Origin of the sequence: Zhongshania antarctica (genome assembly GCF_014202945.1) — a bacterium.
GTDB lineage: Bacteria > Pseudomonadota > Gammaproteobacteria > Pseudomonadales > Spongiibacteraceae > Spongiibacter > Spongiibacter antarcticus.
In genome coordinates this window covers 1-15,312 of record NZ_JACHHW010000003.1, presented here as the reverse complement: position 1 = coordinate 15,312, position 15,312 = coordinate 1, and the positions used below count along the sequence as shown (strand labels likewise).

The window sequence follows — 15,312 nt, the reverse complement described above, 5'->3', positions numbered from 1 at the left end:
GCTGCCAGAAAAATAATTAAAGGATAAATTTTTGAAAATCCTGCAATAGCAGGTTCTTAAGCACGATTTAAAATAATTATTATAAATTACCGCGGCGAACACTGACGCGGCCCGAAGTCATCACTATCACTAAAAGTATGCTTTTCTCAAAATGCGCCGCAAAATGAAATGTAAAGTAAGAAGCATGATGATCTTAATTCACTGCAAATACACATCGCTACAGCGTCATTGCCGCTGCAAAGCTTATAAAACCCATTTTTCTAATTGATACTTATACCCCGATACTGGCAAGTTTAACCATAATGTCTTTTAAAATTCCCGCCACCGTCGGGTGGTCAACTTCAAAATTAGACACCAGATCCTCCAAGCGATCTTGCAAGCTGCTGTCTTCGAGAACAAACTGCGGGCCAACACCTAGCTCACGGTCGATGTCGTCAACTATTGCGTGGAGCTTTGCTCGATTTTCCTGATTGACGGCCAGCCCATCAATTTCACTTTGCAGGCGCTGCAATTGTTCATGTAATTGTTTCGGATCCATAAATCTCTCCCTCTCAATCTACTTAGCATAGCAACTAAACGCTAAAGGCTCTTCACAAAGTATCAGCCTTCGCCGCCACTATCCCAGCTTTTTTTCTTACGATAAATAGTCGACGCACTCACACCCAAACACGCGGCGGCCAAGGGGATATTGTCACCACATTGCTCTATTGCGTATTCAATGGCCTCTTTTTCCACGATCCAGAGCGGGCGAATACCCTGCATGCCGGCGCCAGTCGGACTCGAAACCGAGCCAAAGCTAGGCACACTATTTGACAGCACCACTGCGGCGGGTTTAGCGGGCGCTTTCGACAAGACTGGCGCCAACGACGGCATCATTTCAACACTCACCAGTTCGCCGTCATTGATAACAACCACATTCTCAATGACATTTTGCAGCTCACGAATATTGCCCGGCCAATCGTGCTGCATAATCATGGATTTCACTTCGGGCGTGAAGCCACGAAAATGTTTGTCATTTGCTTTGGTTTTCTCAGCCAGAAAATGTTCGGCCAGCAACATAATATCAGCTCCGCGTTCGCGCAGCGGCGGAAGCTGCACTGGAATAACGTTGAGACGATAGTATAAATCTTCGCGAAAACGACCCTCACCGACCTCTCTGGCTGGGTCCCTATTGGTGGCGCACACAATCCGGATATCACTGTGCAAAACGGTTTGACCACCTACCCGGCTGAATGTACCTGTTTGTAAAAAACGCAGTAGTTTAGCCTGCAAATTTAAATCCATTTCACAAAGTTCATCTAGGAACAAGGTTCCTCCGGCCGCCATTTCGGCCGCGCCCTTGCGTTGACTGACTGCCCCGCTGAAAGCGCCTTTTTCATGACCAAAAATTTCAGACTCAAAGAGATCTGCTGGTATAGCCGCGCAGTTAATGGCAATGAACGGACCATCGTGTCGTGCACTGGCCTTATGTAATGAGAATGCACAAACTTCCTTACCCGTCCCGCTTTCGCCTGTAACAAATACGCTCGCCTTACTTTTTGCAGCGCTATCCAACAGCCTAAACACGGTCGACATTGCCAGAGAGTCACCAACAAAATATTCACTAACTCCAGTAATTATTTTGCTAGTACTCGGCGTGCCCTGCACAGCAGTAGGCACCGTGGCAATATCAGCCTGATGCTGATCTACTGCGCTTGCGATAGAGGTTAATAGGCGATCCTTTGAAAAAGGCTTTTCGATAAAATCAAAGCCGCCTAAACGCATCGCATCCACGGCAACATCAATTGAACTATTAGCAGTAATAATCACCACCGGCGCTGGATTTTCTTGCCGATTAATAAAGCTCAGCACCTCTAAACCACTGATATCTGGCAAACACACATCTTGTAAAACCACATCAGGCATCTGCTCTTTAACACCTAGCAACGCGGAATGGCCGTTAGTAAAATGTTGGGTACTGTAACCCGCCTGTTCCAGGTAGCTGCAATACAGGGCCCCGCTCGAGAGACTATCTTCTACCACATACACTAGTTGCTTGTTTGGCACTGAATTCATTAGCCTTTCCTCTCGGCGGACGACAAATATTCTTTTGCCGCGTGATGCGCCTCATTAATTCGCTCTAAAAGCGTTTTTGCTGCAGCCGATAAGTTGCCTGCAAACTGCTCGGTGTTTTCGTTCAGTTGGCGGGAAAAAGTAGCCAAATCGTTTGCTCCGTACAAAGCCGCTGAGTTTTTCAGTATATGCGCCACGGCCAAATATTCCTCTGTGTCATCATTTTTCAATGCCTGGCTTATTCGCACGCTCATCTGTACCAACTCTTCAACAAACATTCCAATTAAGCGCTGCCCCACTTCATCACCTAAATCAGCGTAGAGCTGAGAAACGACGTTAGCATCAATAGACGTAGACGAAATCGGGAAATGTTTAGTCACGGCTGTCAGCAAGCGATCTGCGGTGACAGGCTTAATTATTAACTCGTCAATGCCAGAATCATAAAGGCGCTGACACTCCTCTTCTTTGTGTACACCACTCAAGGCAATGATGCACGTCCCGTTGTTTTCATTCGTCGATTTTCTAATGCGCTGAGTTACTGCCGATCCCGGCAAGCCCGGCATATACTCATCGAGTAATATCAGATCAAAACGATCGCGCAGAGCAAGCGCTAAAGCCTGCTCGCCATCGGTGGCAACCAACACCTCGTGGCCCATTTTTTCAAGCATTATTTGGGTGGCCATCAGACTAGGTAAACTATCATCAGCCAATAAAATTCGTAACATTGTTGTACTCATGAGCTCAACTCTCGGCTATAGCATGGCGTAGGGCGTTCAGCCCTTGATATACTTATAACATGCAATTTCCTAACCAGACTGCAAAAACATTAAGAAGCAATTATAAATCAGATACTTAAACTCATCGCATCACCCTTCAACCACATGCTATGAGAGAGTGTAGACTGCTTATTCGCATTTTGCATACCAAGTTGCTTTGCATATTTCATTATTCTTTTGAGAGTGCGCTTAAGACCTCATCGCACTCGCTAAGGTGCTGAAATTTTAAGTGAATACCGATTCTTTGGCTGTTTCTGCTAACATCAAGAAGAGATGCCCCCAGTACTTCAATTCGCTGAGAATACGCTAATGAGCCAAATTGCGACACCAAGCCCCCAGCCAATTGTCGAAATACTTGCAACACTGACACTTGAACCGAGCGGAGTGATCTCAAGTATTCACTGCTCACCGAAGTCATCGCTTACTTCCGTTATACCGCAGCAGGCAATCAACGATATTTTCCCAGGGCTCATGGATACCGTTAAAACAGAGCTGAGACCTGGATCAGGCTTGTTGCAGTCGTCTGTCATCGCCACCCTACCAAACACCGAAACCAGCTGTTTGATACAAATTCAACGAACCAACATTTCGGCCACGCCCTATCTTGTCTACGTATTGGCCGACCACTTTGCTTTAAGCAGTGTACAACTACGCCAAAAGCGACTCGAGATAATAGCCCGCTCACTCTATACCTCACATTTAGATGCGCTGGTGACCATAGACGGTAACAGTATCATCCACGAGTTTAGTCCGTCGGCAGAACAGCTATTTGGCTATACACGGGAAGAAGCCATTGGCCAGCATGTTGCCGACATTGTTATTCCGCCCAATATGCACACCGCGCACAATGAGGGCATGGGCCGTTTCCATGTCAGTCGAAGTGGCCCAGTCATCAACACCCGTATCGAAATTGAAGCCATCCGCCGCAATGGTGAAATATTTCCTTGCGAACTCACGGTCGTGCCAACCGAGGAATATCAAGGCACAACGTATTTTACCGCTTCCATTCGTGATATTAGCGGCAGCAAAGCCCATGAGGCAGCACTTAAAAAAGCGAAGGAGATTGCGGAAGCGAGCAACCAAGCCAAATCTCGTTTTCTTGCTCATATGAGTCACGAAATTCGGTCGCCGCTCAACGCCGTCATTGGCTGTATGGATTTACTCCTTGATTCTGGCCTTACTGACGAGCAAATGCCATTGGCAGAAACCTCCCTCGAGGCAGGCCACGGCCTGCTAGGGATTATCGAAGATGTGCTGGACTTCTCTAAAATTGAGGCCGGCCAACAAAAGATCACACCCAGTGTGTTCAACTTAGTTGAGCTCTGCGAGCAGGTCAGTGAAGTCATTAGCATTCGCGCCGGTGCCAAAGAAATTAATATCGGCTGCTGCATAGACCCCCAGATACCCGCAGAGCTTATTTCCGATGCGAGTCATATCCGCCGCATCCTCACGAATTTAATGGATAACGCAGTAAAATTTACCGAGATTGGCGGTGTCGTTCTTAAGGTCAGTGTTGGCGACACAGACCCAGAGCACCAGCACGTCGATATCGTATTTGAAATTAGCGACACTGGCATTGGGATTCCTGAGGAAAACCAAGCCAGCTTATTTCAGGAGTTTGCGCAGGTAGACAATAGTGACACTGCATCATACGGCGGCACAGGCTTGGGCCTCGCGATCTGCCGCGATTTAGCTGAATTGCTCGGCGGTCGAATCAATCTTAAAAGTGACGCGAGTTCAGGTAGCACCTTCACGGTATTGATCCCCTTTAAAACGACGGCGAATAGCGACAATGGACTGGCGCAACTCACACGTAAAACACCAATATCTGTCCTGTCTGATAATAAATCGTTTAGATCGACAATGGCCCAGCAATGTCAAAAACTGGGCATTCCGTGTGACTTTATTGAATCCGGCACCAAGGCCACCAACGACCTACATAAAAGCAAAGACCATTTCGTGATCGTTGACACCAGTGCCAGCCAATTTAATATCGCGCTTGCTGAGTTAAGCGACGCCGTCGGCGTTAACAAGGGGAATATTCTACTCTACGCGCGGCCGTATGCCCCCGACATTATCATTGGTGCAAAGTCACAGGGCTTCCAACATATATTACAACGCCCCTTAAAGGCCTCTAGCTTTATCCAGCGCCTCAATATGATGAGCGATGGCGCTAGTCCCACTCATAAAGTTGAGGCGCACCCGATCAATAGCACAGCCACTGGGAGCAGCACCTCTCGACGAATTTTACTGGCCGAAGACAACCTGGCCAACCAACTTGTCGCCAAGACCATGCTCAGCCGCGCCGGTTACCAAATAGACATAGCGAACAACGGATTAGAAGCGATTGCAGCATTAGCTAAAACCCAATATGACCTAGTTTTGATGGATGTTAGAATGCCGAAACTTGACGGTATTAGCGCCACCCAAGAAATTCGCAAAAGTGATGAACATTGGTCCGTTATCCCTATCATTGCAATGACAGCCAATGCGTTTGACACGGATATTGAGCGATGCCTTGCCAGCGGCATGAATGCGTTTTTACCCAAGCCCGTTAATCGCAGGGAATTATTAGATATGGTAGCTAAATTTAGTCGTGGAGATTTTCATTCTGTTGAACATAGTGCGGAAAATGATCGCCTCAGCACGCAAAGTATCCAACCACTTCTCGACGAAACCATCGTCAACCGCCTTATTGCCGACACATCACCAGAAGCTGCGGCAGCCATTATGGGAATGTTTGTACAAGAGTTAGAAAAATTTAGTGCCTTTATCGAGCAAATCAAGGATCTACCCGAGCTAAAACCAATACGTGAAATGGCCCATAGCTGCAAAAGTAGCGCAGGATACTGTGGCGCAGTGCCGTTTCAAGATTTAGCCCAAAAAATTGAAACCGCCTGTGACCTCCAAGATCAGGAAAAAGTAGCAAGCTACCTTTTAGAAATACCTAATGTATTACGCCAAACTATTTCAGCGATACATGATCAAATTGCAAAATCATAATAAATAGACTGCTACACCCACTGTGCAGATATATTCCCGTTTAAACTATTGCAGTCGCGCGTTTATGAAGCTTTAGGCACCCAACTTTCAATACACTGCGCGATGGCTTGCGGGCGAGCTAATAGAAATCCTTGAGCGGCATCACAGCCTAGTTGACCAAGAATTTGTGCTTGCATTTCGTCCTCGATACCCTCTGCAACCACGTGCAAGCCCAAACGCTGAGCCATGGCAATAATCGCACTGCAAATGGTAAAATCATCGTCATTGCGATGAATACCGTCAATAAAACTTTTGTCAATTTTAAGACCGTCAATTTTAAACTCGCGCAGTAAATTCAACGAGGCGAAGCCGGTGCCAAAGTCATCTAACCAAATTTGCACACCTTCATTTTGAAATGCGCGAAATGTGCGAGCAGCCACCTCTGCATTGCGAATCAGCGCAGTTTCAGTCAGCTCTAGCTTTAACGCCGTCGGTGGTAGGTTGAACTCCATCAATAAAACCATTACTTGCTCAAAAATATCGCCAGCTCCGAATTGCGCTGGCGACAAATTAACCGACATATAAATATCATCGAGCCCTTTATCACGCAAAGTTTTCAAGTCTAGCAATGCCTGGCGAAAGATCCATTTACCGATTTCTACTATCTCGCCATTCTCCTCGGCAAACGGGATGAAATCGGCAGGCGACACCAAACCAAAATCGGGTGACTGACACCGAATTAACGCTTCAAAACCCAATAACTTACCACTACCGAGTGCAAACTGGGGCTGATAAACCATATAGAAATGTTTCTCTCTTATGGCTTCCGAGATAATGTCACCCATGTAATGGCTAATATCAGTGTGCTTATACATATAATTAGTCTGTTTGCCCTGTATCAGTACATCGAGTTCTTGTTTTTTTTCGTCTGCAATACTCATAACGGCCTACCCTTGATTCAATTAGTGTCTGCGCAAAATCGCGTAAGACCATATAGCGTTTAATAGCTTATTGAATGCAAGGTCGATGCCACAACAAAAAATATACTTTACTACATAAGAAACAATAACTTACGAAATATTTTTAGTGACCAAAGAGCTAAAGAAAAGCCACATTACAAATGCGCCGCAAAACCATTCCCATTTTGCGAATACTACTGCAAACAGGCATTCGGCGATCACTATATTAATCATTGGGGCCTTCTTTCCCAGGCAAAGTATAAACCCAATCATCTGAACTAGCGTCAGCCGGTAAATTAATTTTGAAGGGGGCGGAAAAATTAGCGAGGGCATTATCGCTGGTATCTGGCGCGAGCACTTGCACAGCCTCACGGAGAACCAAGGACCGAGAGCCGCCCCCCGGCGTTGTGGTAGTCGTCTCTTCAACACACACAATCGTCTGCGGATTCAAATTATTATTGAGGGTGTCGATACTTTTATCTATTTTACGGGCATTGGTTAAGGTAGCGTATATTGCGTCTTCTATAATTGCGTAAGCAATCGTGTCGGCTAAACCGGTATTACTCAATACCGATCCGACAGGGCAACACACTGTGCCGACTTGTAAGTCCGCCGCTTCAACAACATCCACAACCTCCTTTGCGAAACCTCGCACTGAATTCAAACCAACTAACAACGACGCGTCAATTTCAGACTCCGCAGCGCGGATAACATCATTTTGCTCAGAATAATTTGCCGGGCAAGAGCAGGTATCAACCACTCCACCAGGAATCGCACCTAAACCGATTAGACAATCCGTGTAGGCGTCGGCGACATAGGTCTGCGTTGTCGTTGTTGTCCCTGGGGTCGTTTCGGTACTTGAGGTTTCAAGCGATTCACAGGGGCTGCCGGCAACTACCTTCTGAGACATATAACGTGATCTAACAGCATCCGGTGAGATAGGACAGGCATTGCCGGTATCCCTAAACAAATAGCCAGTTATACCATCCGGTGAACGCCCTATGGCATAGGTGGGCCCAGCTTGGGATTTATAGAGGTAGCCGACTGCGCCAGTGGCATCGACATTATCAATACCGACATTATCTTCGTTCTCATCACTTGGCGCTTTAATACATGGCGTCCCAGTGCAATTAGCGCCGTCGTAGTAGACCGCTTCACGAGTGGTGAAGCGATCATCTCTTATGCTGATTAAGGCGCGGTAATTACGGTGTGCGGGATCCGGCGACAACGGTGGCACCAAGCGATCTATATAGGGAATACGCGGGGCTTCATGTTCGTCAAAAGATAAAGCCTGCCCTAAGACAACCCCGTTGCTATCACTCACATAAATATCGCGAGATTGCTTTTCGACGTATTGCTTAAACAAAACATCCCGCAGCGCCACCACGCCAATGAACGTGCCAATAACCAAGATCGTACTTACCAAAATAAGCTCGAGGGTGATAATAAAACCACCTTGATACTGTCTAACTCGCCGCACAAACCTCTCCTACAGGAGTTTCAATAATCATAAAAAGCGCACTTAAGCAACGCTATTAGCTATTCGGACCTTCTTCGCCTGGCAGTGTATATATCCACGCATCATCACCAACATCGGCCGGAAGGTTCACTTTAAATGGCGCGACGAAAGGCGCCATGGCATTGATTGTTGGGTCATCGGGCGCGGTGACTTCAACAGCCTCTTTGAGTACCAAAGAGCGCGGCAAACCACCGCCACCGCCATTCGGCGACTCCGTAACACACGTTAACGTCGCTGGTTCCAAGCCTGCAGTCGCTAGCGCAGCATCAAATTCCGCATCGGGTATTGGCACCGGCAGCGCTGCGTTGGCCTGATACAGCACCGCATAGCTTGTCGTGTCGACAACATCTGTACTACTCAATACCGACCCTGTCGGGCAGCAAACCGTACCTACCGACGGGGCAAGGGCTGCACCAGCATCACCCAAGCTCGCTACACCATCGGCTATTCGGCCATTAATAGCTGATTCATTGTCAGCGGCTCGCAACACATCATTTTGATCGACAAAATTGGCCGGGCAATCACATGGCGGAGCAACACCCAATGGATCATCAGCGGCAACCAAGCAAGAGGTGTCGGCATCTGCTACAAAATCGCCGTCTCCGCCACCAGCGCCAACACTAACCGCTTCACAGGGGCTTCCCGTCACCACTTTTTGGGAGATATAGCGCGACTGGATAAACTCTGGCGAAATGGGGCAGGAATTCGCCGTTTCCCTGAACAAATAGCCTTTGATGCCATCAGGAGAGCGACCAATCGCATAGGTCGGGCCATCTTGAAGTTTGTAGATATAGCCTACTGCGCCAGTGGCCGATAAATTATCAATGCCAACGTTATCTGCCGTTTCGTCGCTCGGTGCTTTAATGCAAGGAGTTCCGGTGCAATTCGCGCCATCGTAGTAAACAGGTTCGCGACTGGTAAAGCGGTCATCACGAATACCAATTAAGGCGCGGTAATTGCGGTGCGCGGGATCTGGTGATGCCGGTTCAACAGTACGATCGATATAGGGAATGCGTGGTGCCTCATGCTCATCGTAATCAATTGCACGCCCGAGTACCCGACCATCACTGTCGGTAACATAAATATCGCGTGATTGTTTCTGCACATATTGCTTAAACAAGGCGTCCCTTATTGCGACGATGCCAACAAATGTACCGATCACCAACACCGTGCTGATGAGTATCAGTTCAATCGTGATAATAAAACCTTTCTGCTTGACGCGCTGCGGCTTACCCTGCGCGAAAATCGATTGTTTACCAAGATCATTCATGTAAATACAGGCTCCCGCCAATCATCTGTCACGACGCATTTCCCGCCGCACTTAAAATAAGTCTTTTAACGCTGCCATTACTGCAATTACCTGAGCGCCGGCAGGATAAAATATCAACACTATGAACATGGGAAAACAAACCATAAGCATGGGCAGCATCGCTTCCATCGTCTTACGGTTTACTAATGCGGTTCCCTGCTGCGCCTGCCTAGCGCGCAATAACTGCGCCTGCGCCTCGAGGGTATCAGCGACTGGCGAACCAACTTTAAAGCCAACGTTGAGTACTGCCGCAAGGCGGCGTAAATCTTGTACTCCGGTTCGCTTGGCAAGCCGAGTAAAGGCCTCGTCACGAGCGCGGCCAGCATCAATTTCACGTAGCAAGAGACTCACTTCTTGAGAGAGCGGATTTTTACGACTCAAACCGTATTGGGCGGCGCTATCAAAAGCGCGGGTCAAGCTCAGGCCAGATTTTAAGTAGACCACCATCAAATTAACGAAAAATGAGAGTGACCGTTCAATTGACGAGCGTCGACTTTTCCTTGCCCATAAAAACCAAAAATCTATGAGCAAGAAACTGGCAACCGAAATAAGTAAAACAGCCCACAATAACAAGCCCTCTTTAAATATTTCGAGCAGTACCATCGGCACCAAAACCGCGAGGACGACTTTACTAATCCAGTAAACCCAAAAGAGTTTCTCTGGTGAAAAACCGCTTTGTCGAATCAGTTTTCGCGGATAAACCGAAAATCGTTTTTTGGTATCGTCAACATCGAATCCATCAAATTCCTTTTCTGTAACCTGCTCAATCCCGCCCGCCCGCATTTTTAGGGCAATCGCGCCAATAAACATTAACAGTACGAGTACACCTAAATCAAACCACCAGCTCTCGTTCATAGTTCTGTCCTCAACAAGCGGCGCAACCAAAGGTAACCGAACACTTGTAGTAATATCGCGCCCAATACATAAGTCGCACCGTCGGGGTTATTTTTTAAGGGGTCAAACCAATGCGGCTCACGCCACAAAAATAGCGGCACCAACAAATAAGGCAGCGCGCCAGTAAATACGGCGGAATAGCGAACCCCAGACAATTGACCTGTAATTAACATCCGCAACCGTAATTGGTCGCGAATTAATTCGCTGATCGACTTTAATAACAAGCCAAAATCACTGCCTGAATGCCACTTAGAGATTAGCGCCTGCGAAAATAAACGCACCCCTTCGGTGTCATAGCGCTTTTGCATACGGTCTACGGCGACTTCAATGGTTAAACCGTAATCGAGGCGCTCAACGATTTCCGTTAGCTCTTTCTTGATTGCGCCATCAGACGCATCTGCCGCAACCAGTAAGGCGTGCCTTGCAGTCACCCCGCCCTGAATTGCGGCCTGAATTAGGTCGAGTGAATCAACTAAGCGCTCTTCAAACTTACGACGACGCCACAAACTCATATCATTTATTATGAAAAAAGCCATGCACGTGAAGCCGGCGGCGGCGAGCAGCGCAAACCGCCCCATATCGGGGAACAATTCTACAAACAGAAAATAAACGCAAGCGCCCAGAATCCCGATAATGGCGATAACCAAGATTGGCTCAACCTGCAAATTTAACGTCCGTAAACTGGCACGTAATTTTGACGGCTTACGAACGCGAACTGGCTTGTCTTCAAATAATACGTCGACCGGAATATTAGTCGCTGTATTCGCGCTTCGATTACTCCAGAAAAAATATCCCGAATACAAAGCCACACAAAGACACAGTGCAACCAGAAGTATATCTATCACGACAACACACTCCTTGTTTCATGCACTGGCCCCAGATCAATATCAACAGAAAACCCTTGGGCCTCAACGCGTTCCAAAAAGTCGACTGGTTCACCGGTATACCAGTGCTTACCCTGTATTCGACCCTCTTCGTTGAGCCCCTCTGCTTTAAACTTGAATAATTCTTTTACGGACAATTCGCTGCCATGACGCACAACCTCGCCAAGACTCACCACGCGACGCGAGCCATCGCGAAAACGCATAACATGCACAACCACCTGAATGGCCGAAGCAATCATTTCTTTTACTGAATCGCGAGGCACCCCAGAATCACTCATTAAGGCCAGTGACTCTAAACGCCGCAAAACATCGGCAAGGCTATTTGCGTGTACCGTCGTTAAGCTTCCATCGTGGCCCACGTTCATTGCCTGCAACATATCCATAACTTCGCCGCCGCGCACTTCGCCAACAATGATACGGTCTGCGCGCATCCGCAATGCAGTTCGAACCAGTTCTCGGAGATTAACACTGCCGATACCTTCCAAATTACCAGGTCGTGATTCGAGTGGAATCACGTGAGGGTGGTCTAGCCGTAGCTCAGCAGTTTCTTCAATAGTAATAATGCGCTCGTGATCCGGAATAGATTTAGAAAGCACGTTTAACAACGTGGTTTTACCCGCTGCCGCACTGCCCGCCACAATCACATTCACACCCGCAGTCACGGCCATTTGTAAAAGATCCAGCATTGGCTGACTTATAAAACCACCTGCTACTAAATCGGTGGGTTCAATTCTTTCTTTGCGAAAACGCCGAATTGAAACGACCGCCCCCTTGGAGCAGAGCGGGGGAATAACGGCGTGCAAACGACTACCGTCGGCGAGTTTTGCATCCACCATTGGGGTGCTCGCATCTAAGTGCCGCCCCTGCACGCCAATAATGCGGTCTAAAAATCGGCGTAAATGGGCCTCATCATCAAAGCGAGCATCCGTTTTTTGTAAGCGGCCTGCGCGATCAACCCAAACTTCATGAGCACCATTGACCAAAATATCAGTGATATCGTCTTCCAGCATAAAGGGCGCCAAGGGCCCCATCCCGCTCAACTCTTCAAGAATTTCGCGCTCAAGTTGATTGCGTTCTGCTTGCGATATTTCAACACCGCGACTACGGCTTAAGTCATTAACAATCCACTCTAGCTTCTCTTTCACCTGACTCGTATCGCCGAGTGATTTAGCGCCATCGCTGTCTAGCGTATCGATTAAGCGGCGATGAACCATGCCCCTTAGGCGCCGAAAATAATCCGCTCCACCTTTTTCCTTATTCTCATCGCCCAAAATATTCACGAGTCTATCTCCACTTCAAATTCACTAAGTATCAAGCTATTTTTCCACTTAACTTACAGTCGAACATTCACTCTGCTGCGACTCAAACCCGATACCACTTCAATTGCTCGATGGGTTGGCACTGCTCTTACGCGCAGCGGCTGACCATCAGCCAAGTCGCGACTGCCATGCAGTACCAAACTCACCTTATCGTTGCTGCCAATGCTGGCAAGCGGATAAACATCATCTGGGTAGACCGCAACCACTAAAGACACACCGGTTCTATTTCCAGATTTATTCTTTGGCTTTTGCTTCAGCATGCTAATCGGGCCACCGTCACCTGCAGCCTGTGACTTCGCGCTGCCATCCATCACCCCAATGAGGCGAACATCCCGCGCCACGGTTCTTACTCCACCACGGCCAGTCACAAGCACGTCTAGGCGATCGCCACCGGTCAACTGTGAGTGAGGAATACCGCCAGCATTGGGGATCAAGGTGTACAACACCCGACCTTCAGGAATAGCCTGCGCCAAGGTTTTACGGGCTGGCGCTGGTGCGATATCGTCGGGTTTAAAGGTATCGCCCTCTTTCTTCGCAATTTTAAGGCGCTTACCAAACAAAGAGCGTGGATCAGACATAACATTCGCGCCATCGCTAACTCTCGCCTCTTTAAGCATATTCGGCATGATCACCGCACCAGCGGCAATATCACCGCCGGCAACCCAACCAGGCTCGGTAGTCATTCGGTCAACTTGACGAAGTCCCAATACCGACGCCAACATGCTCGATGCAAAGAACAGTATTAATGAAGCTGTCGCGCTGCCGGTTAGTTTGCGTTTCATGGTATTTCTCCGATTCTGTAATCTGGCATTTACTGCATGCGGTGTGGAAGTCGTATCAACTTTCCTATTACAGTATGTATTGCAGCCAACGTGCCAGCTTCAGAAAACGGTCGACAATATATTTATCTTCATATATTTCAACAAGTTAAGAATATACCAACGGCAAGCTTAGAGGAATTTATTTTGCATTTTGCAATTATTTTTCTATTTGATCTTTCTTTTCGCATTTTGCAACGCACTCTAGAACGTTCTCCCCAACTTTAGCACCTTAATTCGCTCAAGGTGCCTATATGGTTTGCAAAAATGGAATACCCAGCGCTATTCAACTCGTCTATTTCGTTATCATAGACGGATATGCACTCTGCTGCGACTCAAACCCGATACCACTTCAATTGCTCGATGGGTTGGCACTGCTCTTACGCGCAGCGGCTGACCATCAGCCAAGTCGCGACTGCCATGCAGTACCAAACTCACCTTATCGTTGCTGCCAATGCTGGCAAGCGGATAAACATCATCTGGGTAGACCGCAACCACTAAAGACACACCGGTTCTATTTCCAGATTTATTCTTTGGCTTTTGCTTCAGCATGCTAATCGGGCCACCGTCACCTGCAGCCTGTGACTTCGCGCTGCCATCCATCACCCCAATGAGGCGAACATCCCGCGCCACGGTTCTTACTCCACCACGGCCAGTCACAAGCACGTCTAGGCGATCGCCACCGGTCAACTGTGAGTGAGGAATACCGCCAGCATTGGGGATCAAGGTGTACAACACCCGACCTTCAGGAATAGCCTGCGCCAAGGTTTTACGGGCTGGCGCTGGTGCGATATCGTCGGGTTTAAAGGTATCGCCCTCTTTCTTCGCAATTTTAAGGCGCTTACCAAACAAAGAGCGTGGATCAGACATAACATTCGCGCCATCGCTAACTCTCGCCTCTTTAAGCATATTCGGCATGATCACCGCACCAGCGGCAATATCACCGCCGGCAACCCAACCAGGCTCGGTAGTCATTCGGTCAACTTGGCGAAGTCCCAATACCGACGCCAACATGCTCGATGCAAAGAACAGTACTAATGATGCTGTTGCGCTGCCGGTTAGTTTGCGTTTCATGTTGAACCCCGTTAATTTAATTCGTGTATTTATAATTTCGCGACACATCAATCGTCGACTAGTAGCTATGTTTTGCAATATTCTCGCCAAGCCGAAAAAAAAATAAAAACTTTATTTATCAACAAGTTAAAAACACAACCCCAAACAAGCCAGCTCTGATTAAAACAATTTTCTGCCTTTGCTTTGCATAATGAAAATCATATTCACTACCACGCCCCTGATAATCACAAGCCAACAGCAAAAAACGATGGAGCCCAAGGGCACCATCGTTTTTAGATTGGAGGTTGAAGTCTTAGCGCCTGAGTCAGGCGCTAGCTGCTCTACCTTACAAAGGCGAAGTCTGCAGACCGGCGCTAGAAGCCTGGGGATCAGCAGTGTTGCCTGTTGGGCCTTCGTCGTTATCGATAGTGAAGGTAAAGCCAGTGTCGTCGCCAGCCAAAGTATCAACTGCGTCATCAAAGCCTGAACCAGCAATAACAGCGGTGTTCTGGTTGTTCTTAATGCCGTCAAAGGCGTAGCTTTGATCCAGGGCGCCAATTGCTTCAGCAACATCTTCCATCTCGGCGTTAACTGAATCGCGCATTGATACAAGGCCTACGATCATGCCAACAACCATAGTAGTGGTCAGAAGAACCAACTCAGTGGTCATGATGAAACCGCCCTGCTTCTTGTTGCGGATGCTTGATTTGCTTTGAATCTTCATAATGTTCACCTGTTTATTTAAGA

At 47.8% G+C, this 15,312-nt stretch carries 13 protein-coding genes; 1 reads left to right on the top strand and 12 read right to left on the bottom strand.

The genetic code is table 11. From position 1 onward, the window contains the following. Positions 1–271: 271 nt before the first annotated feature. From HNQ57_RS05160 to HNQ57_RS05150, 3 genes are all read right to left on the bottom strand, one after another. Complete coding sequence (locus tag HNQ57_RS05160; protein ID WP_008248554.1) at positions 272–538, bottom strand: DUF4404 family protein; 267 nt, start codon at positions 536–538, stop codon at positions 272–274. 62 nt (positions 539–600) lie between these two features. Next, positions 601–2,055 (bottom strand): sigma-54-dependent transcriptional regulator, encoded by a 1,455-nt coding sequence (locus HNQ57_RS05155; RefSeq protein ID WP_184461551.1) that lies wholly within the window; start codon positions 2,053–2,055, stop codon positions 601–603. After that, on the bottom strand, positions 2,055–2,789 hold the full coding sequence (locus HNQ57_RS05150) for an Hpt domain-containing response regulator (protein WP_184461550.1): 735 nt from the start codon (positions 2,787–2,789) through the stop codon (positions 2,055–2,057). The genes HNQ57_RS05155 and HNQ57_RS05150 overlap by 1 nt, the downstream gene beginning before the upstream one ends. A gap of 348 nt (positions 2,790–3,137) precedes the next feature. Here HNQ57_RS05150 and HNQ57_RS05145 point away from each other — a divergent pair, with 348 nt between their 5' ends. Next, positions 3,138–5,831 carry a response regulator gene (locus tag HNQ57_RS05145; protein WP_184461549.1) on the top strand — a complete coding sequence of 898 codons (2,694 nt, stop codon included), beginning with the start codon at positions 3,138–3,140 and terminating at the stop codon, positions 5,829–5,831. Positions 5,832–5,893: 62 nt separating this feature from the next. Here HNQ57_RS05145 and HNQ57_RS05140 read toward each other — a convergent pair whose 3' ends face one another. The 9 genes from HNQ57_RS05140 to HNQ57_RS05100 all read right to left on the bottom strand — a co-directional run. Continuing rightward, complete coding sequence (locus HNQ57_RS05140; RefSeq protein ID WP_184461548.1) at positions 5,894–6,751, bottom strand: putative bifunctional diguanylate cyclase/phosphodiesterase; 858 nt, start codon at positions 6,749–6,751, stop codon at positions 5,894–5,896. A gap of 244 nt (positions 6,752–6,995) precedes the next feature. Further along, positions 6,996–8,249 (bottom strand): hypothetical protein, encoded by a 1,254-nt coding sequence (locus tag HNQ57_RS05135; RefSeq protein ID WP_184461547.1) that lies wholly within the window; start codon positions 8,247–8,249, stop codon positions 6,996–6,998. Positions 8,250–8,304: 55 nt separating this feature from the next. Next, the gene (locus tag HNQ57_RS05130) at positions 8,305–9,558 is read right to left on the bottom strand and encodes a hypothetical protein (RefSeq protein ID WP_184461546.1); all 1,254 of its coding nucleotides are present in this window, start codon (positions 9,556–9,558) and stop codon (positions 8,305–8,307) included. 51 nt (positions 9,559–9,609) lie between these two features. Next, a complete protein-coding gene (locus HNQ57_RS05125) occupies positions 9,610–10,452 on the bottom strand; it encodes a type II secretion system F family protein (protein WP_184461545.1) in 843 nt (280 codons plus the stop codon). After that, the gene (locus tag HNQ57_RS18150; RefSeq protein ID WP_184461544.1) at positions 10,449–11,336 is read right to left on the bottom strand and encodes a type II secretion system F family protein; all 888 of its coding nucleotides are present in this window, start codon (positions 11,334–11,336) and stop codon (positions 10,449–10,451) included. The genes HNQ57_RS05125 and HNQ57_RS18150 overlap by 4 nt, the downstream gene beginning before the upstream one ends. Continuing rightward, on the bottom strand, positions 11,333–12,655 hold the full coding sequence (locus tag HNQ57_RS05115; RefSeq protein ID WP_184461543.1) for a TadA family conjugal transfer-associated ATPase: 1,323 nt from the start codon (positions 12,653–12,655) through the stop codon (positions 11,333–11,335). Before HNQ57_RS05115 ends, HNQ57_RS18150 begins: the two co-directional genes overlap by 4 nt. A gap of 53 nt (positions 12,656–12,708) precedes the next feature. After that, on the bottom strand, positions 12,709–13,476 hold the full coding sequence (locus HNQ57_RS05110) for a CpaB family protein (RefSeq protein ID WP_184461542.1): 768 nt from the start codon (positions 13,474–13,476) through the stop codon (positions 12,709–12,711). A 342-nt stretch (positions 13,477–13,818) separates the two neighbouring features. Continuing rightward, entirely contained in the window at positions 13,819–14,586 is a 768-nt protein-coding gene (locus HNQ57_RS05105) for a CpaB family protein (RefSeq protein ID WP_184461541.1), read from the bottom strand. A 325-nt stretch (positions 14,587–14,911) separates the two neighbouring features. Continuing rightward, on the bottom strand, positions 14,912–15,312 hold a 401-nt coding region (locus HNQ57_RS05100), incomplete at its 5' end, for a hypothetical protein (RefSeq protein WP_338114511.1).